The 24,754-nt window shown below is 40.0% G+C and carries 20 protein-coding genes and 1 other annotated feature; of the genes, 19 read left to right on the top strand and 1 reads right to left on the bottom strand.

The features are described from left to right. Positions 1 to 77 precede the first annotated feature (77 nt). The 9 genes from aroA (at position 78) to D8845_RS01645 (ending at position 11,595) form a co-directional block, all read left to right on the top strand. Positions 78 to 1,361: a 3-phosphoshikimate 1-carboxyvinyltransferase gene (gene aroA / locus D8845_RS01685; protein ID WP_125452255.1), complete on the top strand. Its 1,284-nt coding sequence runs from the start codon at positions 78 to 80 to the stop codon at positions 1,359 to 1,361. After that, on the top strand, positions 1,354 to 1,830 hold the full coding sequence (locus D8845_RS01680; protein ID WP_125452254.1) for a shikimate kinase: 477 nt from the start codon (positions 1,354 to 1,356) through the stop codon (positions 1,828 to 1,830). Before aroA ends, D8845_RS01680 begins: the two co-directional genes overlap by 8 nt. Continuing rightward, complete coding sequence (gene pheA, locus D8845_RS01675; protein WP_125452253.1) at positions 1,827 to 2,675, top strand: prephenate dehydratase; 849 nt, start codon at positions 1,827 to 1,829, stop codon at positions 2,673 to 2,675. The genes D8845_RS01680 and pheA overlap by 4 nt, the downstream gene beginning before the upstream one ends. Further along, positions 2,672 to 3,982: an LCP family protein gene (locus D8845_RS01670; protein WP_125452252.1), complete on the top strand. Its 1,311-nt coding sequence runs from the start codon at positions 2,672 to 2,674 to the stop codon at positions 3,980 to 3,982. Before pheA ends, D8845_RS01670 begins: the two co-directional genes overlap by 4 nt. Positions 3,983 to 4,102: 120 nt before the next feature. Beyond that, positions 4,103 to 4,948, top strand: coding sequence for a LicD family protein (locus D8845_RS01665; RefSeq protein ID WP_125452251.1), 846 nt, complete (start codon positions 4,103 to 4,105; stop codon positions 4,946 to 4,948). Continuing rightward, the gene (locus tag D8845_RS01660) at positions 4,945 to 5,913 is read left to right on the top strand and encodes a glycosyltransferase family 2 protein (RefSeq protein WP_125452250.1); all 969 of its coding nucleotides are present in this window, start codon (positions 4,945 to 4,947) and stop codon (positions 5,911 to 5,913) included. Before D8845_RS01665 ends, D8845_RS01660 begins: the two co-directional genes overlap by 4 nt. A 21-nt stretch (positions 5,914 to 5,934) precedes the next feature. Further along, positions 5,935 to 8,094 (top strand): LicD family protein, encoded by a 2,160-nt coding sequence (locus D8845_RS01655; protein WP_125452249.1) that lies wholly within the window; start codon positions 5,935 to 5,937, stop codon positions 8,092 to 8,094. A gap of 57 nt (positions 8,095 to 8,151) precedes the next feature. After that, positions 8,152 to 8,964, top strand: coding sequence for a LicD family protein (locus D8845_RS01650; protein WP_125452248.1), 813 nt, complete (start codon positions 8,152 to 8,154; stop codon positions 8,962 to 8,964). A 39-nt stretch (positions 8,965 to 9,003) separates the two neighbouring features. Further along, a complete protein-coding gene (locus D8845_RS01645) occupies positions 9,004 to 11,595 on the top strand; it encodes an MBL fold metallo-hydrolase (protein ID WP_125452247.1) in 2,592 nt (863 codons plus the stop codon). Between the two features lie 47 nt (positions 11,596 to 11,642). Here D8845_RS01645 and D8845_RS01640 read toward each other — a convergent pair whose 3' ends face one another. Next, complete coding sequence (locus D8845_RS01640; RefSeq protein ID WP_125452246.1) at positions 11,643 to 13,121, bottom strand: oligosaccharide flippase family protein; 1,479 nt, start codon at positions 13,119 to 13,121, stop codon at positions 11,643 to 11,645. Positions 13,122 to 13,245: 124 nt separating this feature from the next. Between D8845_RS01640 and mecA the strand changes: the two genes are divergently transcribed. The 10 genes from mecA (at position 13,246) to D8845_RS01585 (ending at position 24,744) form a co-directional block, all read left to right on the top strand. After that, on the top strand, positions 13,246 to 13,983 hold the full coding sequence (gene mecA / locus D8845_RS01635; RefSeq protein WP_125452290.1) for an adaptor protein MecA: 738 nt from the start codon (positions 13,246 to 13,248) through the stop codon (positions 13,981 to 13,983). A 151-nt stretch (positions 13,984 to 14,134) separates the two neighbouring features. Then, positions 14,135 to 15,421 (top strand): homoserine dehydrogenase, encoded by a 1,287-nt coding sequence (locus tag D8845_RS01630; protein ID WP_045611310.1) that lies wholly within the window; start codon positions 14,135 to 14,137, stop codon positions 15,419 to 15,421. 1 nt (position 15,422) lies between these two features. Further along, on the top strand, positions 15,423 to 16,292 hold the full coding sequence (gene thrB / locus D8845_RS01625; RefSeq protein ID WP_125452245.1) for a homoserine kinase: 870 nt from the start codon (positions 15,423 to 15,425) through the stop codon (positions 16,290 to 16,292). A 98-nt stretch (positions 16,293 to 16,390) separates the two neighbouring features. Continuing rightward, a complete protein-coding gene (gene msrB, locus D8845_RS01620) occupies positions 16,391 to 17,329 on the top strand; it encodes a peptide-methionine (R)-S-oxide reductase MsrB (protein ID WP_125452244.1) in 939 nt (312 codons plus the stop codon). 60 nt (positions 17,330 to 17,389) lie between these two features. Continuing rightward, positions 17,390 to 19,114, top strand: coding sequence for an ABC transporter ATP-binding protein (locus tag D8845_RS01615; protein ID WP_125452243.1), 1,725 nt, complete (start codon positions 17,390 to 17,392; stop codon positions 19,112 to 19,114). Between the two features lies 1 nt (position 19,115). Further along, on the top strand, positions 19,116 to 20,864 hold the full coding sequence (locus D8845_RS01610) for an ABC transporter ATP-binding protein (protein ID WP_125452242.1): 1,749 nt from the start codon (positions 19,116 to 19,118) through the stop codon (positions 20,862 to 20,864). Positions 20,865 to 21,122: 258 nt separating this feature from the next. Continuing rightward, positions 21,123 to 22,382: a TRZ/ATZ family protein gene (locus D8845_RS01605; protein WP_125452241.1), complete on the top strand. Its 1,260-nt coding sequence runs from the start codon at positions 21,123 to 21,125 to the stop codon at positions 22,380 to 22,382. 76 nt (positions 22,383 to 22,458) lie between these two features. Further along, positions 22,459 to 22,594, top strand: a sequence feature (ribosomal protein L10 leader region). 38 nt (positions 22,595 to 22,632) lie between these two features. Next, complete coding sequence (rplJ, locus tag D8845_RS01595) at positions 22,633 to 23,133, top strand: 50S ribosomal protein L10 (RefSeq protein WP_125452240.1); 501 nt, start codon at positions 22,633 to 22,635, stop codon at positions 23,131 to 23,133. 76 nt (positions 23,134 to 23,209) lie between these two features. Next, the gene (gene rplL / locus D8845_RS01590; RefSeq protein WP_001196967.1) at positions 23,210 to 23,575 is read left to right on the top strand and encodes a 50S ribosomal protein L7/L12; all 366 of its coding nucleotides are present in this window, start codon (positions 23,210 to 23,212) and stop codon (positions 23,573 to 23,575) included. Positions 23,576 to 23,919: 344 nt separating this feature from the next. Next, positions 23,920 to 24,744, top strand: a complete 825-nt coding sequence (locus tag D8845_RS01585; RefSeq protein WP_125452239.1) for an alpha/beta hydrolase — start codon at positions 23,920 to 23,922, stop codon at positions 24,742 to 24,744. Positions 24,745 to 24,754 lie beyond the last annotated feature (10 nt).

Raw genomic sequence — 24,754 nt, 5'->3', positions numbered from 1 at the left:
TAAAGTCAGAAATTTTTAAGGAATTTCTGGCTTTTTATGATAAAATAGGTAAAAGTATTGCAAGTATGAGGTCTAGTATGAAACTAAAAACAAACATTCGCCACTTACACGGCAGTATCCGAGTTCCAGGTGACAAGTCTATCAGCCATCGTTCCATTATCTTTGGAAGTTTGGCTGAGGGGGAGACCAAGATTTATGATATTTTGCGTGGCGAAGACGTCCTTTCGACCATGCAAGCCTTTCGTGACCTTGGTGTTGAGATTGAGGATAAAGATGGGGTTATTACCATACAAGGTGTGGGTATGGATGGCTTAAAAGCTCCGAAAAATGCCCTTGATATGGGAAATTCTGGAACCTCGATTCGCCTGATTTCAGGTGTCCTTGCTGGTGCAGACTTTGAAGTAGAAATGTTTGGAGATGATAGTCTTTCCAAACGTCCTATGGACCGTGTGACGATTCCTCTGAAAAAAATGGGCGTCAGCATTTCAGGGAAAACTGATCGAGACCTGCCTCCTCTTCGCTTAAAAGGAACGAAAAATTTAACACCTATTCATTATGAGTTGCCAATTGCATCTGCCCAGGTTAAGTCAGCCTTGATGTTTGCGGCCTTGCAGGCTCAGGGGGAGTCTGTTATTATCGAAAAAGAGTGCACCCGTAATCATACTGAAGATATGCTGCAACAATTTGGTGGTCATTTAAGTGTGGACGGAAAGAAAATCACAGTCCAAGGGCCTCAAAAACTGACTGGACAAAAGGTGGTTGTTCCAGGAGATATTTCCAGTGCAGCCTTTTGGTTAGTCGCAGGTTTGATTGTTCCAAATTCTCGTGTAGTGCTGAAGAATGTTGGTATTAACGAAACGCGTACAGGTATCATTGATGTCATTCGCGCCATGGGTGTAAAATTAGAAGTTACTGAAATTGACCCAGTCGCTAAATCTGCTACCTTAACTGTTGAGTCTTCAGACCTGAAAGGAACAGAGATTGGTGGCGCTTTGATTCCACGATTGATTGATGAATTGCCCATTATTGCCCTGCTTGCGACTCAAGCCCAAGGTGTAACAGTTATCAAGGATGCTGAGGAACTCAAGGTCAAGGAAACAGACCGCATTCAGGTTGTGGCAGACGCTTTAAATAGCATGGGTGCGAATATCACACCTACAGCAGATGGAATGATTATCAAAGGAAAATCAGCCCTTCACGGTGCTAGAGTCAATACATTTGGAGATCACCGTATCGGTATGATGACAGCCATCGCAGCCCTCTTGGTTGCAGATGGAGAGGTGAAGCTTGATCGTGCAGAAGCCATCAATACCAGCTACCCTAGCTTCTTTGATGATTTGGAGAATCTGATTCATGGCTAAGGTATTACTCGGATTTATGGGGGCTGGAAAATCCACAATTGCAAGAGGCTTGGATCCAGATTATCTCGATATGGATGCTCTGATAGAGAAGCGCTTAGGTATGTCTATTGCGGAATTTTTCTCGGAAATGGGAGAAGAGGCCTTTCGACAGGTAGAGTCAGAAGTATTAGCTGAGTTACTACAAAGAGATCAAGTTGTGTCAACTGGTGGAGGAGTGGTTATTTCTCAGCGAAATCGTGACTTACTAAAGACCAATTTTGATAACATCTATCTGAAAGCTGATTTTGAAACCCTCTACCACCGTATCGCAGCTGATAAGGACAATCAGCGCCCGCTGTTTCTAAATAATAGCAAGGAAGAACTTGCAGCTGTTTTCCAAGAAAGACAGGCTTGGTATGAGGAAGTGGCCAGTCGGGTTTTGGATGTGACCAAGCTAAGCCCAGAGGAAATTATAGAGGAACTGAGATGAAAATTGCTTATCTAGGTCCCAAGGGATCATTTTCACACCACGTTGTGCAGACAGCTTTTCCTCATGAGGAATTGCAGGCCTTTGCCAATATTACAGAGGTCATCAAGGCCTATGAGCAAGGCTTGGTGGACTATTCTGTGGTGCCAGTTGAAAATTCTATCGAGGGTAGTGTTCATGAAACCTTGGACTATCTTTTTCATCAGGCTCGTATTCAAGCAGTGGCAGAAATCGTTCAGCCTATTCATCAGCAGTTGATGGTGATTCCAGGTCATACTAAGATTGAAAAGATTTTTTCACATCCACAGGCCTTGGCTCAAGGAAAGAAATTCATCGATGAACAATATCCAGAGGCCCAAATCGAGGTAACAGCTAGTACAGCTTATGCGGCCCGTTTCATTTCCGAACATCCAGACCAGCCTTATGCAGCCATTGCACCAAGAAGTTCTGCTGAAGAATATGGTTTAGAACTGATTGCTGAAGATATTCAAGAAATGGAAGCTAATTTCACACGTTTCTGGGTTTTGGGAGCTGAAGGTTCAGCCATTCCTTTGCAAGCAGAAACTGAAAAAATGAGTTTGGCCTTGACCTTACCGGACAACCTTCCCGGTGCCCTCTACAAGGCTCTTTCGACCTTTGCATGGAGAGGAATTGACCTGACAAAAATTGAAAGTCGTCCACTCAAGACAGCACTGGGCGAATACTTTTTCATTATCGATGTGGACTATGCTGATAAGGACTTGGTTCACTTTGCCCAAAAAGAATTAGAAGCGATTGGAATCCAGTATAAAGTACTGGGGGCCTATCCTATTTATCCAATATCAGACCATGGAAAGGAGATAAGATGAGCAAAGAAAATCCCTTAAGCCATCACGAGAAGTTGCGTTATGACTATCTTTTTAAGAACATTCATTACCTCAATGAGCGAGAGAAAAAAGAGTTTGCATACCTGCAAGGTAAGTTAAATATGGCTAGCAGTAGTAAAGCTTCTCCAGAAATTTATAATGAAAATCACGATATGGAAGAGTCTTTCAGGGAACCAGTCAATCAGTCTCCTCTTCCATCCTATGGTAACCGAAGTCGTGCAAAAAAATACCAGAAAACTCATTCTCATCCAAAGGTTAAGTCCAAAAAACGTAAGATTCGTTGGGGGCGCATTTTTGCAGGATTGCTTGCCCTTCTAGCCTGTGTCGGTTTTGGCATGATTTTTATGTTCCTAAAAGGCTATTCAAATGCGGATCCAAATAAACCTGCCAATGCTAAGGCAGCTCAAGTAGAAGTTTTTCATGGTCAAGATACCAAGGATGGGGTTAATATTTTGATTATGGGGACGGATGGACGGATTGGCCAAAATAGTGCTGAGACGAGAACGGACTCTATTATGGTACTAAATGTTGGTGGTTCAGATAAGAAAATTAAGCTGGTCAGCTTCATGCGTGATAACTTAGTTTATATTGATGGATATAGTAAGATTATCAATGGGAAGAAACAAACAGATAACAAGTTAAATGTAGCCTATGAACTAGGGGAACAAGAAGGCCAAAAAGGGGCAGAAATGGTTCGCCAAGTATTGAAAGATAATTTTGACTTGGACATTAAGTACTATGCCTTGGTTGATTTCCAGGCCTTCGCAACTGCTATTGACACTCTATTCCCTGATGGCGTGACGATTGATGCCAAATTCTCAACCTTAGAAGGTCAACCTTTAACCGAAGCTACGGTGGGAGATGACTTGCATGCTACAGAAACAGAGTCTCCAACCCAGACTATCAAAGTTGGGAAACAGCAGATGAACGGTTCAACCTTGCTAAATTATGCTCGCTTCCGTGATGATGATGAAGGTGATTACGGTCGTACCAAGAGACAACAGCAAGTGCTGACAGCTGTTCTGCAACAGCTCAAGGATCCAACCAAACTCTTTACTGGATCAGAAGCACTTGGTAAGGTCTTTGGGATGACCTCTACGAATGTTCCTTATAGTTTCCTACTGACCAATGGCTTATCCTTCCTAGATGGAGCGCAAAATGGCATTGAGAGATTAACAGTTCCAGAACTGGGTGATTGGGTAGATGATTACGATGTTTATGGAGGGCAGGCACTCTTAGTAGACCAAAATAAATATCAAACCAAGCTATCTCAAATGGGAATGAGATAAGATAGAAAAATCAAAGTTTGAAGGCTATTTATCTAGCAGTCAGGCTTTGATTTTTTACAGTCTGCAATAGATTTTCAACCCTTATTTGTGGTATAATGGAACGATACGATAGAAAGAATAATGAACAATATGACTGATTTAAAAGCAATTCAGGCACGTAGTCTGGAAATGGCTGAATATTTTGTGACCTTTTGTAAAGAACATGATTTGCTTTGTTATCTTTGTGGTGGAGGTGCTATTGGTGCCCTTCGAAACAAGGGATTCATTCCTTGGGACGACGACCTAGACTTTTTTATGCCCCGTAAGGATTATGAAAAATTGGCAGAATTATGGCCTCGTTATGCAGATGAACGTTATTTCTTGTCAAAGAGTAACAAGGATTTTGTCGACCGTAATCTTTTTATTACTATTCGTGACAAGGAAACTACCTGTATCAAACCTTACCAGCAGGATTTGAATTTACCACATGGTTTGGCCTTGGACGTTTTGCCTTTGGATTATTATCCGAAAAATCCAGCTGAGCGGAAAAAACAGGTTCGTTGGGCACTGATTTATTCACTGTTTTGTGCGCAAACTATTCCAGAAAAGCATGGTGCAGTCATGAAATGGGGAAGCCGTATTTTACTGGGGGTGACTCCCAAATCTCTCCGTTATCATATTTGGAAAAAAGCTGAAAAAGAAATGACCAAGTACAGTCTAGCTGAGAGCGATGGAATCACGGAATTATGCTCGGGTCCTGGTTACATGAGAAACAAGTACCTAATCGAATCTTTTGAGGATAATCTTTTCTTGCCATTTGAAGAGACAGAGATGCCCGTTCCAGTTGGCTACCATGCTTATCTCAGCACTGCTTTTGGAGACTACATGACACCTCCTCCAGCAGACAAGCAGTTACCACATCATGATGCTGTCATCGCTGATATGGATAAGTCTTATACAGAATACAAGGGAGAGTATGGAGCATGATGGGAGAAAAAATAAGCGTTATCGTTCCAGTCTACAATGTAGAAAACTATCTGGAACGATGTGTGGAGTCAATTCTTCATCAGACTTATACCAATTTTGAACTAATCCTAATAAATGATGGGTCTACTGATTCTAGTGGACGAATGTGTGATCATTTAGCAGATCAGCATGAAAATATCAAGGTTTACCATATCGAAAATGCTGGTGTTTCTAATGCCAGAAATGTTGGAATTCAGCTAGCGACGGGTGTTTGGATAACTTTTGTTGATAGCGATGATTTTGTTACCCAAGATTACCTAGCTACTTTAGCAAGTGCAGTTGAAGGGTTGAATGTAGGCTTTGTAATTGCTCCTCTACACCATATCAAAAATGGCATTGTAACAGACCTACCTCCACATTCTGGAAAAACAGAACTCTGGTCAACAGAAGAAACCATGAAGGAACTACTGATGACTAGCAGAACGTCATTTTTTCCAGTCGCAAAACTGTTTAATAGAGACCTGCTTGCGGATGAAAAGTTTAATACAAATTATCACCTAGCTGAAGATGCCCTATTTTTAACTGAATTACTACTAAAGACAAGATGCAGTTGCGTATTTATTGACAAACCTGTTTATTATTATGATCATCGTGAGGGAAGTGCGACAACATCTGTTAATCGGCATGTATTTGACACTATAAAAGTTTATACGAGAATTATTGCTCAAGTATCACAAGTCTTTCCTAATTTAAAATACGAATTAATAAACAGAGAATGTTGGTCGTACATCACAGTTTACGATAAGATTATCTTTACTTCACGTGAAGAGTATCAAAAGGAGAAAGCCGAGCTGAGGACTTGGATTGTTCAGCATCGACGCGAAATATGGAAGGATGCTTATTTCACTACTTTTCGCAAGGTAGCGATCTTTTCACTTGTCATTTCTCCATGGCTATATAAGAAAATTGTTGGATTAAAAAACTAATATCATGAGAAGGAGTTGAAAATGAATTTTTCAAAATTGGATGAATACTTTGAAAAATCAAAACTATGGATTGCGTATCTATTTGTTTTTATTTCGATTTTAAGTATGAGTTCACTGGTTTATAAGATAGCAAATCCCCTCTACAAGGGATTATCAGCGATTGTAGTGCTTTATATTTGCTATACCTTATTGTTTAAGTGGAAAGAAATCACAGTAGATCGCAAATTTCTATCCTTATTTGGACTCTTAGCTGGAAGTCATCTGCTATCAGCTATTTTCAATCGCTCTGGACATCTGATTGGAAATGTGATTGAAATCCTCTTCATGGTAACCTATGTTTTATTATTTACCATGTTACAATCAGGGAAACTTAAAAAATTATTTGACTGGATTGCCTATACGGTTCAAATTGTATCTTTTTCTTCAGCAATTTTTGCGTTTGGTTTATTGATAAGTAGAGTCCTTATCCTATTTAAGATTGGCGAACAATCTTATTACTATGGTGTTATGAATGGACGTCTGTGGGGGATTGTTAATCCAAATGCTAGTGCGATATTTTCATACATTAGCATTATTTTGGCTATGTATTTGATTCATAAAGGAAGTAAATATTCTGTCTATCTTAAACTGAATAATGTGATTCAATTAGTTTACTTCGCAACCATGCAAAGTAGAGGAGCTTTATTATCTTTAGTGTTAATGATTGGGTTTTATAGTTTCTTTATTAACGGGGGCAAGTTAGCTAAGCGATTTCTAATCTTTATTGTTTCTGCTTTACTTGTTTCTGCTGCTAACATCGGATTGAGTTATGTAACCTCTATTTACATATCCTCGGGGAAAGCGACTGTATTAGACTTAAATAAAGGACAATCTTATGCAGAAACGGATTCTTCAGTTATAAAAAAAACAGGTGAACTTCATCTAATAGAAACAACACCTAGTGGTAGAACTTATATTTGGAAAAATGCTATCAAAATGGGAAGCGAGAAACCAATTTTTGGTTATGGTGTACGGAATGTTCCAGATTATTACACAAAATATTTCAGTAAATTTGAGATTCAAAATTCTCTCATTGGTGGAAACTTCCATAACATTTTGGTAACGGTATTTGTTAGTTCTGGAATTTTAGGTTTAGTATCCTTTCTACTTCTACTAGGATATATAATTAAGTGCTTTTTGACTTATTTGATTGTTTCTAAAAAGAACTCTGAAAAGTTGATTATGATTCTTTTCTTTGGCATCTTGTTCGGTCAATTATTTGAAAGTCAGATTATGTACTCAACTAACTTTATTAATATTATCTTTTGGTTGATTATTGGTTATGGATTAGTTGTTTGCAAACGTGATGAAGGTATTCGTTATCAGGAAGTAACTGATATTAGAGAGATTCAACAGATCGAACTAGGAATCATGGAATACATTCATGAAACTTGTCAGAAAATTGGTGTCAAATATTTCCTAGCTTATGGCAGTCTTATCGGTGCGGTTCGTCATAAAGGTTTTATTCCTTGGGATGATGACATGGATATCTGTATGTTACGAGAAGATTATGAAAAGTTGCAAGACTATCTTATTGCTAACCCTGATGAACGTTACGAAGTGATGTCTTATAAAAATAATCTCAACTATGTCTATCCCTTCATGAAAGTGCAGGATAACCATACCTACTTGCTAGAAGAAGATGTTCGTATTGATTCAAATATGGGGATTTATGTAGATATTTTCCCTGTAGATGGCTACGAGAATGATGCCAATTTCAAGAACAAGATGACAAAGCTGATAAAGAAACGTCAATTGAGTTGCTATACATTTAAAGGTATCACCAATACGAAAAGTGTTCTGAATTCACTGATACGCTATATTTCAGTTATTATTTTTTATTTCACAAATACAAATAAATACGTTGCACAAATTGAAGAACTTGCTAAATCACGTAAAGTGTCAGATTATGAGGAAGTGGATTATCTTATCTACAAGGATATGAACAAACCAGTGTGGAGACGCGAATGGCTAGAACAAGTTACTACTGGAACATTTGAAGGTAAGAAATTTACTATTCCGAAAAAATATCATGAAATTTTGACCTCAGACTACGGAGATTATATGCAATTGCCGCCAGTTGAACAAAGAGTATCTCATCATGATTTTAAATTGTGGAAGATTGTTAAAAAGTCTAAATAACTGGATTGGGATTAAGAAACGTTTAAAAATATAGTCAAAATTAGGAGAATAAAACCTATGTCTGAAAGAACTTTAACTCTTGAAGAAATCAAACAAGTAGAATTAGATATTTTGAAGTATCTTCATGATCTTTGTGAACAACATCATATCAAATATTTTATTGATTTTGGAACATTACTAGGAGCTGTACGCCATAAAGGATTTATACCTTGGGATGATGATACAGATATTTCCTTAGCGCGTGATGAGTTTGAAAAACTGTATAAGGTTTTAAAAAATGAAAATCATCCCTACTACAAATTAATTTCATTCAGAGAAACAAAGGGGTATCCTTACAGTTATATGCGAGTCTATGATGTGAGGACACGTCGAGATGCTAATCTTATAGATAAAACGGTCGTATTGGGAACCTGCGTTGACATCTTTCCATATGATGGTGTCGTAACGCAAGAAAGTGACCAGAAGAAAATGAAGCTCTACAAATATTTCATTCGTCTTTCTTCTTTGAATTTTAAAGGGATTAAGTCTGAGAATGGTGGACTTAAAAATCTCCCTCGTTATATAGGGTCAGCTATTTTTCGTTTAACTTCCCCACAGATATGGAACCAAAAATTAGAGAGTCTTGCTTTGAAGTATAGTGTGGATCAAGCAACAGATCTCACTTGTACTATCTATGATTCCTATTATCCAGATGGTATAAAAAAAGAATGGCTCTATGATTTGATTGATATGCCGTATGAAAACATTGTGGTCAAGGTTCCTAGAAAATACCATGAATTACTTGTCTACGAATTTGGAGAAAACTATATGAGTCCGCCACCCATTGAGCAACAAGTGCCAGGAGGAGATAAAAATTATTGGATTGATTAGTATAAGTTTCTTATCTTTTAAAATAAAGGGGTTTTCAAGATGAAAAATAAACAGTTAATAAAATTAGTTGGGTATAGTTTTCTTGTATTCTTTCTAGCGCTGATTCAGTTATCGCAAGGAGTAGATGCAAATACTATCTCTGCAGGTTCGGGCAATCGTATCCATTTCATAAATACTAAAGCAAAATCTGGGAGTGACGCCATCCTTCTGGAAAGCAATGGTCACTATGCTTTGATTGATATGGGAGAAGACTATGATTTTCCTGATGGGAGTGACCCACGCTATCCAAGTCGTTGGGGAATTTCTATGAGAAATTATCAAGTATTAGAGGATAGATTGATTCGCCACCTAGATGAAATAGGTGTTAAAAAATTAGATTTTATCATAGGAACTCATGTTCATAGTGATCATATTGGTGGAGCAGACGAAATACTCAATCGTTATCAGGTTGGTAAGTTTTATTTGAAAAAATATTCAGATGATCGAATCACAGCAAAGTGGGGTCTATGGGATAATCTTTTCAATTATGATAATGCTTTGAGAGCAGCTCAAAAACGAGGAGTTACGCTTATCCAGAATATTTCAGATGAGGATAGCCATATAAAATTAGGTGATATGGATATCCAGCTCTACAACTATAAGAATGAATATGATGCTGATGGGAATCTGAAAAAAGTTCGAGATGATAACTCCAACTCCATTGTTTCAGTAGTGACTGTGGCAGGAAAGAGAATCTATCTTGGTGGAGATTTGGATAATGCCGAAGGAGCAGAAGATAAGTTAGGTCCAGTTATCGGCAAGGTTGATATGATGAAATGGAACCACCATTATGATGCGACAATTTCAAATACGATTAATTTCCTTGAAAACTTATCACCAAAAATGATTATTCAGACAACTGGTGGAGATATTAATGTTGCTTCAACTAGAGAATACCTTCAGAAGAAAAATATTCAGGTTCTTCGTGCTGCTAGCCAAACTCAAGACGCTACTGTTTTTGATATTAGCGATAAAGGATTTGCTAATGTTTCAAATACCTTCCCTGATATCCCAGTAGTTGACGAAAAATGGTATCAAGAAGATGGCTATTGGAAATATCGTTTGTCTGACGGGGAAATGGCTATCGGCTGGAAAGAGATTGGCGGAGCCACTTACTTCTTTAATGGAAAAGGACAAATGCAAGCAGGCCGCTGGCTTCACCTTAATGACGACTGGGGAGAAAATGCCAAGGGGAATGATTACTATCTGAACAAAAATGGTAAAATGCAAACTGGTGGATGGTTCAAGCTAGATAACTCTTGGTATTATATCCAGTCGAATGGTGCTAGACGATTTAGCGAGCTCTCTGAAATTGGAGGGAAAAAATACCTTTTTGCGGCAGATGGTAAGATGCTGACAGGACACCAAGTTTTTAATGGTAAGAAGATGTTCTTTAGCGAAAGTGGCGTACTACAAATTTCAGGTAAGCCTTCAACTTGGCAAAAGATTGATTCAGCTTGGTATTTCTATGATGAGGATGGTCTAAAGACTGTCGGTAAAAAGAATATCAATGGAAGCACATACTACTTTAATCAAGAAGGTGTCATGCAAACTGGCTGGGCCTTTGTTGATGGTCACTGGAACTATTTTGCAAGTTCTGGAGCTATGAAAACTGGCTGGGTCAAGGATCAGGAAACATGGTATTATCTGGATAAAGATGGCATCATGTTAACTGGCAGACAAGATATAAAGGGTATTCGTTACTATTTGAATGCTAGTGGTGCCATGCAGACTGGCTGGAAGTGGCAAGACAATAGCTGGTACTTCTATACGAACTCAGGTGCTATGAAAACTGGTTGGTTGAAAGATAAAGAATCATGGTATTATTTGGATCCAGAAACAGGTATCATGGCCGTAGGATCTAAAGCGATTGATGGAAAAACCTATTTCTTTAAATCCTCAGGTAACATGCAAGTTGGCTGGCAGTGGTCAAATGATGTCTGGCATTATTACGCCTCATCTGGTGCACTCCAAACTGGTTGGCTAAAAGATCATGATATGTGGTATTATCTTGAATCTAAGGAAGGCGCTATGTTGGTTGGCCTCAATCAAGTAGATGGCAAGCAATATTACTTTAGTGCATCTGGTGCCATGCAGACTGGCTGGAAATGGTTTGATAATCATTACCGTTACTTTGAATCAAATGGAGCCATGAAAACTGGTTGGATAAAAGACAAAGGCGTCTGGTATTATCTAAATCCTGAAGATGGTATTATGTTGGTTGGCCTTCAAAAAGTCAATGGTGATCAATATTACTTTGATTCAACAGGAGCGATGCAAACTGGCTGGAAACAGGTTGATGGTCATTGGTACTATTTCCAAGCAGATGGTTCCTTATTGAAAAATTCTACCACACCTGATGGTTATAAAGTTAATGAAGAAGGTGTATGGAGACAAGTAGTTACTGTTGATAAGCAGCAAAATCATTCTACAAACAAACAGGAAACATCTACTCTAACTGATAAATCAGACAAGATTAATAAGGCAGAAAAGCAAGAAAAACAAAAAGAAATGAACTCTTCTAATTCAGAAAAACAAAAAGAGGACTCAATTATAGAGTCAAGTAGTTCCGACAAGAAAGAAAAGGAATAATGAGAAAATCCCCTGCTAGTAGAATAGTCTATTAGCAGGGGATTCTTTTAATTTCTTTTAATCCTAGCAAGAGCAAGATTGAGTGCATAATGGAATGTTTTATCTTTTGTGATAAAAAGTATCAAGAGATAGTAGATTCCACAGGTTACAACAGTCGAGAGTACCATGAGTATCATATTGAGGTTGACTGTATAAGAGTTGATTTGGAAAAGAAATTTAAAAGTGAAATAAATTGGAATGAATCCGAGCGATACAATAGTATAGCGTGTTAAAGTAGTAAAGATCTCTTTTAAATCAAGTAGCTGATGTTTCTTGATAAAGTAAATTTCCAGTAGAACAACTACAGTTTCTGCAATAATAGTAGTAGCAATGTAGTACTCTGGTGCAAAAATATTATTGAAATACAAGAGACTGTTGAGTAGGATATTAGCTCCGCCACCAATAAAGTAAAAGGCTGTTAAACGATTTTCGTGGTCGTTGATGAAGATAATTTGTTTACCGAGAATCAACTCAATAGCCCAAATGATAGTTCGAAAGGCGAAGACACTAGTCACAATACCAGCTTCAAGGTATTTTTCAGAAGAGTAGATGACTGCAGCGTAGTTTCCTAATACCATCATCCCAATACTGGTTGGAATGATAAGGAAGTAAAAGAGGGCAGCTCCTTGGTTCAGAAGATTTTTATAAGATTCGTAGTCTTTCTTACCGAGATAGTAGCCGAGACGTGGAATACTGACGTTGATAGCTCCACTCAGGACACTGGCAATCAACATAACGATGCTAGAAGCAATGGTATAGTAAGAAATGTAGTTTTCATCAGGCCCTTTGGTGATAAACATTCTATCAAGTAAGGTGTATAGCATATTGGCATTAGCTAGAAGCAACATGGTCAAGAGTGGCTTAGATGCTTTGATTAATTCCATGAGACCAATTTTGACAAAGGAAACTTCTCTCTTGATCCAAAGAAAACTGAGCAGGTAGTTAAGGATAGTGGTTGCACTCATGATGATTGCATAAGGTACGATATCATTTGGAGTTTTAACAAAGGTGAAGATAGCGACCAACATGGCAATACGAATAACCAAGGTCTTGTAAAGGATGAAGGCATAGTTTTCATAAGCCTCGTTCATCCACTCGATATAAAGGAATTGGAAGAGAGCCTGGACACCAAGTATATAGTAGAGTTCTTTCAAATTTTCAATACTATTATCTAGGTAAATAAACAAAAAGTAGATACTTGTTGTAAGGACAGAAGTAATTACAGATATATAGAATAACTTGGAGAAGACATAATTAATCTTATCTTTATCGTCCTTAACCTTACTGATAGCTCGAATCCCGTAGTTATATATTCCAAAGGCGGCTAAAGGAATGACAAAGCTAGCCCAGGTATTGGCGGTATTGAAATAACCGTAGTTGGATTTGCTGAGAATCCGCGTCAGATAAGGATTGGTTATCAGCGGAAAAACGATATTGAGAACATTGACTAGTAAGCTAGCCAGTGCATTAACTTTTATATTTTTCATTGTACTTTCTTTCTTGTATTGTAAAGTGGTCTCTAGTATTATATCACATTCTCGCTTCATTCTTTTGATAAAATCGTAAAAATCTAGTATAATAGATAGAACTGAAAGTATGAGGTTACTAGCAATGAAAATGAAACAAATCAGTGATACAACTTTAAAAATCACGATGTCTTTAGAGGATTTGATGGATCGAGGGATGGAGATTGCTGACTTTCTCGTTCCTCAAGAAAAAACAGAAGAGTTTTTTTATGCTATCTTAGATGAGTTAGAGATGCCTGAGAGTTTTTTGGATACAGGTATGTTGAGCTTCCGTGTGACTCCAAAGCCTGATAAGGTAGATGTCTTTGTAACTAAATCAAAGATTGACCAAAATCTAGATTTTGAAGATTTATCGGATTTGCCAGACATGGAAGAATTGGCTCAAATGTCGCCAGATGAATTTATCAAAACCTTGGAAAAAAGCATCGCAGACAAAACTAAGGATGATATCGAAGCGATTCAATCTCTAGAACAAGTCGAAGCTAAGGAAGAAGAGCAAGAGCAGGCTGAACAAGAAGTTGAAAGCAAGAAAGAACCTTACATCTACTACATCCTTTCTTTTGCTAAGTTGGCTGACTTGGTGTCTTTTGCTAAGACAGTGACTTTTGAGATGGAAACTTCTGAACTCTACAAGATGAATGAGCGCTATTATTTGACCATTTTAGTGGATATTGAAAATCATCCAAGTCCATATCCAGCTTGGCTTTTGGCTCGTATGCGCGAGTTTGCGGACGATAGTGATATCAGTCGTTCAGTCTTGCAAGAGTATGGTCAAGTCTTGATCAATCACGATGCAGTGCTCAATCTACAAAAGATTGGATAATCCTTTCTGGAAAGCTATTTCTAGATTTTAAGAAGAGCGAATCATCAGATTCGTTTTTTCTTTTCTAGACTGAAATAGTGATTTACTATAATAGGAATTTTCACAAAATTCTGTTATAATGGCTATATTAGAAAATTTCGAGGAGACAAACATGACAGTTAAAATTGCTTTACTAGGATTTGGTACCGTTGCAAGTGGTGTGCCTTTCCTCCTAAAGGAAAATGGAGAAAAAATCAATCAATCAGCACATTCAGAGATTGAAGTCGCTAAGGTGTTGGTCAAGGATGAAGATGAAAAGAATCGTTTGCTTGCAGCAGGGAATGACTTTAACTTTGTAACCAATGTGGATGACATTTTGTCAGATCAAGACATTACGATCGTGGTGGAATTGATGGGACGTATCGAACCTGCTAAAACCTTTATCACTCGTGCCTTGGAAGCTGGGAAACACGTTGTTACTGCTAACAAGGACCTTTTGGCTGTCCATGGTGCAGAATTGTTAGAAATCGCTAAAGCTAACAAGGTAGCACTTTACTATGAAGCAGCAGTAGCTGGTGGGATTCCAATTCTTCGTACTTTGGCAAATTCCTTGGCTTCTGACAAAATCACGCGCGTGCTTGGAGTAGTCAACGGAACTTCCAACTTCATGATGACCAAGATGGTGGAAGAAGGCTGGTCTTATGATGATGCTCTTGCGGAAGCGCAACGTCTAGGATTTGCAGAAAGCGATCCGACGAATGACGTAGATGGGATTGATGCAGCCTACAAGATGGTTATTTTGAGCCAATTTGCCTTTGGCATGAAGGTTGCCTTTGACGATGTAGCCCACAAGGGAATCCGCAACATCACACCAGAAGACGTAGCTGTAGCCCAAGAACTTGGCTATGTAGTGAAATTGGTTGGTTCTATCGAGGAAACTCCTTCAGGTATTGCTGCAGAAGTAACTCCAACCTTCCTTCCTAAAGCGCATCCACTTGCCAGTGTGAATGGCGTAATGAACGCTGTCTTTGTAGAATCTATCGGTATTGGTGAGTCTATGTACTACGGACCAGGTGCGGGTCAAAAACCAACTGCAACAAGTGTTGTAGCAGATATTGTTCGTATCGTTCGTCGTTTGAATGATGGTACCATTGGTAAAGACTTCAACGAATACAGCCGTGACTTGGTCTTGGCAAATCCTGAGGATGTTAAAGCAAACTACTACTTCTCAATCTTGGCTCCAGACTCAAAAGGTCAGGTCTTGAAATTGGCTGAAATCTTTAATGCCCAAGATATTTCCTTCAAGCAAATTCTCCAAGATGGAAAAGATGGTGACAAGGCGCGTGTCGTTATCATCACACACAAGATTAATAAAGCCCAGCTTGAAAATGTTTCAGCTGAATTGAAGAAGGTTTCAGAATTCGACCTCTTGAATACCTTCAAGGTGCTAGGAGAATAAAATGAAGATTATTGTACCTGCAACCAGTGCCAATATCGGGCCAGGATTTGACTCGGTCGGTGTAGCTGTAACCAAGTATCTTCAAATTGAGGTCTGTGAAGAACGAGATGAGTGGTTGATTGAACACCAGATTGGCAAATGGATTCCTCATGACGAGCGTAATCTCTTGCTCAAAATTGCTTTGCAAATTGTACCAGACTTGCAACCAAGACGCTTGAAAATGACCAGTGATGTTCCCTTGGCGCGTGGTTTGGGTTCTTCCAGCTCGGTTATTGTTGCTGGGATTGAACTAGCCAACCAACTGGGTCAGCTCAACTTGTCTGATCATGAAAAATTGCAGTTGGCAACTAAGATTGAAGGACATCCTGACAATGTGGCTCCAGCCATTTATGGTAATCTTGTTGTTGCGAGCTCTGTTGATGGGCAAGTTTCAGCTATCGTAGCAGACTTCCCAGAGTGTGATTTCCTAGCCTACATTCCAAACTATGAATTGCGTACTAGAGACAGCCGTGGTGTCTTGCCTAAGAAATTGTCTTACAAGGAAGCTGTTTCGGCTAGTTCTATTGCCAATGTGGCGGTTGCTGCCTTGTTGGCAGGAGATATGGTGACAGCTGGTCAAGCAATCGAGGGAGACCTCTTCCACGAGCGCTACCGTCAGGACTTGGTGAGAGAATTTGCGACGATTAAGCAAGTGGCCAAAGAAAATGGTGCCTATGCAACCTACCTCTCTGGTGCTGGGCCGACAGTTATGGTCTTGGCTTCTCATGACAAGATGCCAACGATTAAGGCAGAATTGGAAAAGCAACCCTTCAAAGGAAAGCTTCATGACTTGAAGGTTGATACCCAAGGTGTCCGTGTCGAAGCAAAATAAAGAATAGAAGATAGGATGGGGAAACTCTCGACCAGAGGGCTTCCTATCCTTTTTTTGAAAAGAATTCGAGTTAAAAACTTGATAAAGGAGAAATAAAGATGGCAGAAATTTATCTAGCAGGTGGTTGTTTTTGGGGTCTAGAGGAATATTTTTCACGCATTTCTGGAGTGCTAGCAACCAGTGTTGGCTACGCTAATGGAAAAGTCGAAACGACCAATTATCAGCTGCTCAAGGAAACAGACCATGCAGAAACAGTTCAAGTGATTTACGATGAGAAAGCAGTGTCACTCAGAGAAATTTTGCTTTATTATTTCCGTGTCATCGACCCCTTGTCAATTAATCAACAAGGGAATGACCGTGGACGTCAATATCGAACTGGGATCTATTATCAGGATGAATCAGACCTACCTGCTATCTACACAGTGGTGCAGGAGCAGGAGCGCATGCTGGGTCGAAAGATTGCAGTAGAGGTGGAGAAACTACGTCATTACACTCTGGCTGAAGACTACCATCAAAACTATCTTAAGAAAAATCCTTCAGGTTACTGTCATATCGATGTGACCGATGCTGAGAAGCCATTGATTGATGCCTCTAACTATGAAAAGCCTAGCCAAGAGGTGTTAAAGGAAAGCTTAACTGAAGAGTCCTATCGTGTCACCCAAGAAGCTGCTACAGAGGCTCCATTTACCAATGCCTATGACCAAACCTTTGAAGAAGGGATTTATGTAGATATTACGACAGGTGAGCCACTCTTTTTTGCCAAGGATAAGTTTGCCTCAGGTTGTGGATGGCCAAGTTTTAGCCGTCCGATTTCCAAGGAGTTGATTCACTATTACAAGGACCTGAGTCATGGAATGGAGCGAATCGAGGTTCGTTCTCGGTCAGGAAATGCTCACTTGGGTCATGTTTTCACAGATGGACCGCGTGAGTTTGGTGGCCTCCGTTACTGTATCAATTCTGCTTCCTTGCGCTTTGTGGCCAAGGATGAGATGGAAGAAGTAGGGTATGGCTATCTACTACCTTACTTAAACAAATAAAACAGAGAGGGTGGGCACTTCCCACTTTCTTTATTTCCAGAATACGAATAGAAGGGATTTATGAAACACCTATTATCTTACTTTAAACCCTACATCAAAGAATCCATTTTGGCCCCCTTATTCAAGCTGTTAGAAGCTGTTTTTGAGCTCTTGGTTCCCATGGTGATTGCTGGGATTGTTGATCAATCCTTGCCTCAGAAAGATCAAGGTCATCTCTGGATGCAGATTGGCCTGCTCCTTATCTTTGCAGTAATTGGTGTTGTAGTGGCCATAATAGCCCAGTTCTACTCAGCTAAGGCTGCGGTAGGATTTGCCAAAGAATTGACAGACGATCTTTATCGTCATATTCTATCTTTACCCAAGGACAGCAGGGATCGTTTGACCACTTCTAGCTTGGTAACTCGCTTGACTTCGGACACTTACCAGATTCAGACTGGTATCAATCAATTCCTGCGTCTCTTTTTACGAGCGCCTATTATCGTTTTTGGAGCCATTTTTATGGCCTATCGAATCTCAGCTGAGCTGACTTTCTGGTTCTTAGTCATGGTTGTCATTTTGACAATCGTCATTGTAGGGCTCTCTCGACTGGTCAATCCTCTCTACAGTAGTCTGAGAAAGAAAACGGACCAACTAGTTCAGGAAACGCGCCAGCAATTACAAGGAATGCGAGTCATTCGTGCCTTTGGGCAAGAAAAACGAGAGTTACAGATTTTTCAAACTCTTAACCAAGTTTATGCCAGATTGCAAGAAAAGACAGGCTTCTGGTCTAGTTTGTTAACACCTCTGACCTATCTGATTGTCAATGGAACTCTTCTCGTCATCATCTGGCAGGGCTATATTTCAATTCAAGGAGGTTTACTCAGTCAAGGTGCCCTCATTGCCCTTATCAACTATCTCTTACAGATTTTGGTGGAATTGGTCAAGCTAGCCATGCTGATAAATTCTCTCAACCAGTCCTATATCTCTGCCAAGCGAATCGAGGAAGTCTTTGCTGAGTCTCCGGAAGATATTCATTCAGAATTAGGGCAAAAGCAAGCTATCAGTGATCAGGTTTTACAAGTTCAAGAACTGACCTTTACCTATCCTGATGCGGCCCAGCCTTCTCTGAGAGATATTTCCTTTGATATGACTCAAGGGCAGATCCTTGGTATCATTGGGGGAACGGGTTCTGGTAAATCAAGTTTGGTGCAACTCATCCTTGGACTTTATCCAGCAGACAAGGGGAGCATTTACCTTTATCGAGATGTATCTAGTCCTCTTAATTTGGAGCAGTGGCGGTCATGGATTGCCTATGTGCCTCAAAAAGTCGAGCTCTTTAAGGGAACTATTCGTTCTAACTTGACTCTAGGTTTAAATCAAGAAGTGATTGATCAAGAACTATGGCAGGCCTTGGAAATCGCGCAAGCCAAGGATTTTGTCAGTGATAAGGAAGGACTCTTGGATGCTCTAGTTGAGGCAGGAGGGCGAAATTTCTCGGGCGGTCAAAAACAAAGGCTGTCTATTGCACGAGCAGTCTTGCGCCAAGCTCCATTTCTCATCCTAGATGATGCGACCTCGGCCCTCGATACCATTACCGAGTCTAAGCTCTTGAAAGCTATCCGAGAAAATTTGCCAAATACAAGTTTAATCTTGATTTCTCAACGAACTTCGACGCTTCAGATGGCTGACCAGATTCTCCTCTTAGAAAAAGGAGAGCTCCTAGCTATCGGCAAGCACGAGGACTTGATGAAATCAAGTCAAGTCTATCGTGAAATCAATGCATCCCAACATGGAAAGGAGGGCTAGTATGAGACGACAAACTGCAAGTCAAACACTCTCACGTTTGGCTAAGGATTTAGCAAGCCATCCCTTCCTCCTTTTCCTAGCCTTTCTAGGAACTATTGCCCAAGTTGGCTTATCAATCTACCTACCTATTTTGATTGGGCAGGTCATCGACCAAATCCTAGTGACTGGCTCTTCACAAGTTTTTTGGCAGATCTTTATTCAAATGATCTTGGTGGTCATAGGGAATACTCTTGTGCAATGGATCAATCCTCTCCTCTATAATCGCCTAATTTTCTCTTATACCAAAGACTTGCGAGAGAGAATCATCCATAAACTCCATCGTTTACCGATTGCCTTTGTGGATCGGCAAGGCAGTGGAGAAATGGTCAGTCGGGTGACAACAGACATAGAACAGTTGGCAGCTGGCTTGACCATGATTTTTAACCAATTTTTCATTGGTGTCTTGATGATTTTGGTTAGTATTCTAGCCATGCTCCAAATTCATCTCCTCATGACCCTCTTGGTCTTGCTGTTGACGCCCCTATCCATGGTGATTTCACGCTTTATTGCCAAGGAATCTTATCATCTCTTCCAAAAGCAAACAGAGACAAGAGGGATTCAGACTCAGTTGATTGAAGAATCTCTTAGTCAGCAGAACATTATCCAGTCCTTTAATGCTCAAGAAGAGTTTATCCAAAGGCTGCGTGAGGCTAATGACAACTACGCAGGCTATTCGCAGTCGGCCATCTTTTATTCTTCAACGGTCAATCCTTCGACTCGCTTTGTCAACGCGCTCATTTACGCTCTTCTTGCTGGAGTAGGAGCTTATCGTATCATGATGGGGTCCACCTTGACTATCGGACGTTTAGTGACTTTTTTGAATTACGTCCAACAGTACACCAAGCCCTTTAACGATATTTCTTCAGTTCTAGCTGAGTTGCAAAGTGCTCTCGCTTGTGCAGAGCGCGTCTATGCTGTCTTAGAAAGTTCTGAGGTTGCTGAAACAGGTAAGGAAATCTTGACAAGTGACCAAGTCAAGGGAGCTATTTCCTTTAAACATGTTTCTTTTGGATACAATCCTGAAAGGACTTTGATTAAGGACTTATTCATCGATATTCCAGCTGGTAGCAAGGTAGCCATCGTTGGTCCGACAGGTGCTGGAAAATCAACTCTTATCAATCTCCTCATGCGTTTTTACCCTATTAACTCAGGAGATATCTTGCTGGATGGTCGTTCCATTTACGATTATACCCGAGCATCATTGAGACAGCAGTTTGGGATGGTGCTCCAAGAAACCTGGCTCAAGCAAGGAACTATTCATGACAATATTGCCTTTGGAAGTCCTGAAGCCAGTCGGGAGCAGGTGATTGCTGCTGCCAAAGCAGCCAATGCAGATTTTTTCATCCAACAGTTGCCGCAGGGATACGATACTAAGTTGGAAAATGCAGGAGAATCTCTCTCTGTCGGCCAAGCTCAGCTCTTGACCATCACCCGAGTCTTTCTAGCTATCCCAAAGATTCTCATCTTAGACGAGGCGACTTCTTCCATCGATACACGGACAGAAGTGCTAGTTCAGGATGCCTTTGCTAAACTCATGAAGGGGCGCACAAGCTTTATCATTGCTCACCGCTTGTCTACCATTCAGGATGCGGATATGATTCTAGTCTTAGTGGATGGTGATATTGTTGAGTATGGGAGCCATCAGGACCTTATGGCTAGGAAGGGCAAGTATTACCAAATGCAGCAAGCTTCAACTTTTAGCTCTGAATGATCCTTTCTAATTTCAAAATCTTATAGACAAAAAAAGTTGCCTTCGGGTGACTTTTTTGTTACAATAGCTAGAAAATTATCCACTGTAATATTCAATGAAAATCAAAGAGCAAACTAGGAAGCTAGCCGTAGCTTGCTCAAAGCACTGCTTTGAGGTTGTAGATAAGACTGACGAAGTCATTAACCATATATCTACGTGAAGGTGAAGCTGACGTGGTTTGAAGAGAGTATAAATTATTTTTTAGAAAAGGAACCTATAATGAAAGTCTATCAGCATGTAAATATCGTGACTTGTGACCAAGATTTTCATGTCTATCTGGATGGAATCTTAGCTGTTAAGGATTCTCAAATGGTCTATGTCGGTCAAGATAAGTCAGAGATTTTAGAGCAAGCTGAGCAGATTATAGACTATCAGGGAGCCTGGATTATGCCTGGTTTGGTCAATTGCCACACCCATTCTGCTATGACAGGTTTGAGAGGGATTCGAGATGATAGTAATCTCCATGAATGGCTCAATGACTATATCTGGCCTGCAGAAGCAGGATTTACTCCTGACATGACTACCAAGGCGGTCAAAGAAGCTCTGACAGAGATGCTCCAGTCAGGAACAACAACCTTTAATGATATGTATAATCCCAATGGTGTGGATATTGAACGGATTTATCAGGCAGTGAAAGATTCCAAGATGCGTTGTTATTTCTCGCCGACCCTCTTTTCTTCAGGGGCAGAAACAACTGCTGAGACCATTGCAAGAACTCGAGCAATTATTGAGGAAATTTTAGGATATGAAAATCCAAATTTCAAGGTGATGGTAGCCCCTCATTCTCCTTACAGCTGTAATCAAGACTTGCTACAAGCGAGTTTAGACATGGCAAAAGAGCTAAATATTCCTCTCCATATCCATGTGGCGGAGACCAAGGAGGAATCAGGAATTATCCTGAAACGCTACGGCAAACGCCCCCTTGCTTTTCTAGAAGAACTGGGTTACTTAGATCATCCGTCCGTCTTTGCTCATGGGGTAGAATTAAACGAGCGAGAAATTGAGCGCTTGGCATCCTCTCAAGTGGCTATTGCCCACAACCCTATCAGCAATCTCAAACTGGCCTCAGGGATTGCTCCTATCATTCAACTGCAAAAAGCAGGAGTGGCTGTGGGAATTGCGACAGATTCAGTTGCTTCCAACAACAACCTTGATATGTTTGAGGAAGGACGAACAGCAGCTCTCTTACAGAAAATGAAGAGTGGAGATGCCAGCCAGTTTCCAATCGAAACAGCTCTTAAGGCACTGACAATCGAAGGAGCTAGGGTCCTAGGAATGGAAGAACAGATAGGAAGTCTGGAAGTAGGTAAAGAGGCAGATTTTCTCGTTATTCAACCACAAGGGAAAATTCATCTTCAACCCCAAGAAAATATGCTCTCTCACCTAGTCTATGCTGTCAAGTCCAGTGATGTAGATGATGTCTATATCGGCGGAGAACAGGTTGTTAAGCAAGGTCAAGTCCTAACAGTAGAACTTTAAAAGAAAAATCACGAAAAAATTTTAAAAAAAGTTTGCAAAAATCTTGCATTCTTTTTTTGACTATGCTATACTTATATACGGTTTGAAAAAACTGCCTAAGACAGTAGGGGAGCCCGACTCATAAGTATCCTACCGAGGACAAAACGTATCATGTAAAAAGAAGCGTATTGTACTTTCGTGTCTAGGTTTGGGCGCGTTTTTCTTTTGGAAAAATTCCCCAAGCAAAATAATTACGGAGGTGAACACACTAATGAGTGAAGCAATTATTGCTAAAAAAGCGGAACTAGTTGACGTAGTAGCTGAAAAAATGAAAGCTGCTGCATCTATCGTCGTTGTAGACGCTCGTGGTTTGACAGTTGAGCAAGATACAGTTCTTCGTCGAGAGCTTCGTGGAAGCGAAGTTGAGTATAAAGTGATTAAAAACTCAATCTTGCGTCGTGCAGCTGAAAAAGCTGGTCTTGAAGACCTTACATCTGTATTTGTTGGACCATCTGCAGTAGCATTTTCTAACGAAGATGTTATCGCACCAGCGAAAATCTTGAACGATTTTGCTAAAAACGCTGAAGCACTTGAAATCAAAGGTGGTGCAATCGAAGGCGCTGTCGCATCTAAAGAAGAAATCGTTGCTCTTGCAACTCTTCCAAACCGCGAAGGACTTCTTTCTATGCTCCTTTCTGTACTTCAAGCGCCAGTGCGCAACGTTGCTCTTGCAGTCAAAGCGGTTGCAGACAACAAAGAAGACGCAGCTTAATCTTAAGCTACGCAGCGTAGCCTAGCTACGAAAAAAACTATTATAAAATTTTAAAACTTATTTGGAGGAAATAACAATGGCATTGAACATTGAAAACATTATTGCTGAAATTAAAGAAGCTTCAATCCTTGAATTGAACGACCTTGTAAAAGCTATCGAAGAAGAATTTGGTGTAACTGCAGCTGCTCCTGTAGCTGTAGCTGCTGCTGGTGGTGCTGAAGAAGCTGCTAAAGATTCATTTGACGTTGAATTGACAGCTGCAGGCGACAAGAAAGTCGGCGTTATCAAAGTTGTACGTGAAATCACTGGTCTTGGACTTAAAGAAGCTAAAGAACTTGTTGATGGTGCACCAGCTCTTGTTAAAGAAGGTGTTGCAGCAGCAGAAGCTGAAGAAATCAAAGCTAAATTGGAAGAAGCTGGAGCTTCAGTTACTCTTAAATAAGAGGCATATACCAATTAGAATTCGGAATACTATAGTATCAGCCTTTTAGAATCGTGAACACATTTTAGAATCGTGAACACATTTTAGAAACTGATAAATTAATTTAGTTTCCTACCAAAAACCCTACCAAAAATTAATTTGGCAGGGTTTTTCTTTTATCTATGGTGTTCAGACTGATGATAATCCAACCCAAGCTTTAGCTCGTTTTCGTCAGAATGAAATTACAAAAGAAGAAATGCTTGCTGAGTTTAGAAAACCCTATTCTTTTAAACAATTATCCATCCACAACCAATCTTTTTGTGATATAATAAAATAAAATTTTGAATATAGAGAGTTTTCTGACAATGAATCAATCCTACTTTTATTTAAAAATGAAAGAACACAAACTCAAGGTTCCTTATACAGGTAAGGAACGCCGTGTACGTGTTCTTCTTCCTAAAGATTATGAGAAAGACACGGAACGTTCCTATCCTGTGGTTTACTTTCATGACGGGCAAAATGTCTTTTATAGCAAGGAGTCTTTCATTGGCCATTCATGGAAGATTATCCCAGCTATTAAGCGTAATCCTGATATCAGTCGCATGATTGTCGTTGCCATTGACAATGATGGTATGGGGCGGATGAATGAGTATGCGGCTTGGAAGTTCCAAGAATCTCCTATTCCGGGGCAGCAGTTTGGCGGTAAGGGTGTGGAATATTCTGAGTTTGTCATGGAGGTGATCAAACCTTTTATCGATGAGACCTACCGTACCAAAGCTGACCGCCAGCATACGGCTATGATTGGTTCCTCACTAGGCGGTAATATTACCCAGTTTATCGGTTTGGAATACCAAGACCAAATTGGCTGTCTAGGGGTTTTTTCATCTGCTAACTGGCTTCATCAAGAAGCTTTTAACCGCTATATTGAGCGCAAGAAACTATCGCCTGACCAGCGAATCTTCATCTATGTAGGAACAGAAGAAGCGGATGATACAGACAAGACCTTGATGGCTGGCAATATTAAACAGGCCTATATCGACTCTTCGCTACGCTATTACCATGATTTGATAGCAGGGGGAGTTCATTTGGATAATCTCGTCTTGAAAGTTCAGTCTGGTGCCATTCATAGTGAGATTCCATGGTCGGAAAATTTACCAGATTGTCTGAGATTTTTTGCAGAAAACTGGTAAAGTAAGAAAG

It is taken from the genome of Streptococcus mitis (genome assembly GCF_003942865.1).
In the GTDB taxonomy this organism is placed as follows: Bacteria; Bacillota; Bacilli; order Lactobacillales; family Streptococcaceae; genus Streptococcus; species Streptococcus mitis_BI.
This window is presented reverse-complemented; position numbering and strand designations above follow the sequence as displayed.

What these genes read in the sequence shown, in the direction of transcription:
- D8845_RS01615 (WP_125452243.1), top strand. Translation starts at nt 17,390, where the DNA reads ATGAAACACCTATTATCTTACTTTAAACCCTACATCAAAGAATCCATT.
- D8845_RS01610 (WP_125452242.1), top strand. Translation starts at nt 19,116, where the DNA reads ATGAGACGACAAACTGCAAGTCAAACACTCTCACGTTTGGCTAAGGAT.
- aroA (WP_125452255.1), top strand. Translation starts at nt 78, where the DNA reads ATGAAACTAAAAACAAACATTCGCCACTTACACGGCAGTATCCGAGTT.
- thrB (WP_125452245.1), top strand. Translation starts at nt 15,423, where the DNA reads ATGAAGATTATTGTACCTGCAACCAGTGCCAATATCGGGCCAGGATTT.
- D8845_RS01655 (WP_125452249.1), top strand. Translation starts at nt 5,935, where the DNA reads ATGAATTTTTCAAAATTGGATGAATACTTTGAAAAATCAAAACTATGG.
- D8845_RS01670 (WP_125452252.1), top strand. Translation starts at nt 2,672, where the DNA reads ATGAGCAAAGAAAATCCCTTAAGCCATCACGAGAAGTTGCGTTATGAC.
- D8845_RS01660 (WP_125452250.1), top strand. Translation starts at nt 4,945, where the DNA reads ATGATGGGAGAAAAAATAAGCGTTATCGTTCCAGTCTACAATGTAGAA.
- D8845_RS01645 (WP_125452247.1), top strand. Translation starts at nt 9,004, where the DNA reads ATGAAAAATAAACAGTTAATAAAATTAGTTGGGTATAGTTTTCTTGTA.
- D8845_RS01665 (WP_125452251.1), top strand. Translation starts at nt 4,103, where the DNA reads ATGAACAATATGACTGATTTAAAAGCAATTCAGGCACGTAGTCTGGAA.
- rplJ (WP_125452240.1), top strand. Translation starts at nt 22,633, where the DNA reads ATGAGTGAAGCAATTATTGCTAAAAAAGCGGAACTAGTTGACGTAGTA.
- D8845_RS01605 (WP_125452241.1), top strand. Translation starts at nt 21,123, where the DNA reads ATGAAAGTCTATCAGCATGTAAATATCGTGACTTGTGACCAAGATTTT.
- pheA (WP_125452253.1), top strand. Translation starts at nt 1,827, where the DNA reads ATGAAAATTGCTTATCTAGGTCCCAAGGGATCATTTTCACACCACGTT.
- D8845_RS01630 (WP_045611310.1), top strand. Translation starts at nt 14,135, where the DNA reads ATGACAGTTAAAATTGCTTTACTAGGATTTGGTACCGTTGCAAGTGGT.
- msrB (WP_125452244.1), top strand. Translation starts at nt 16,391, where the DNA reads ATGGCAGAAATTTATCTAGCAGGTGGTTGTTTTTGGGGTCTAGAGGAA.
- mecA (WP_125452290.1), top strand. Translation starts at nt 13,246, where the DNA reads ATGAAAATGAAACAAATCAGTGATACAACTTTAAAAATCACGATGTCT.
- rplL (WP_001196967.1), top strand. Translation starts at nt 23,210, where the DNA reads ATGGCATTGAACATTGAAAACATTATTGCTGAAATTAAAGAAGCTTCA.
- D8845_RS01585 (WP_125452239.1), top strand. Translation starts at nt 23,920, where the DNA reads ATGAATCAATCCTACTTTTATTTAAAAATGAAAGAACACAAACTCAAG.
- D8845_RS01640 (WP_125452246.1), bottom strand. Translation starts at nt 13,121, where the DNA reads ATGAAAAATATAAAAGTTAATGCACTGGCTAGCTTACTAGTCAATGTT.
- D8845_RS01650 (WP_125452248.1), top strand. Translation starts at nt 8,152, where the DNA reads ATGTCTGAAAGAACTTTAACTCTTGAAGAAATCAAACAAGTAGAATTA.
- D8845_RS01680 (WP_125452254.1), top strand. Translation starts at nt 1,354, where the DNA reads ATGGCTAAGGTATTACTCGGATTTATGGGGGCTGGAAAATCCACAATT.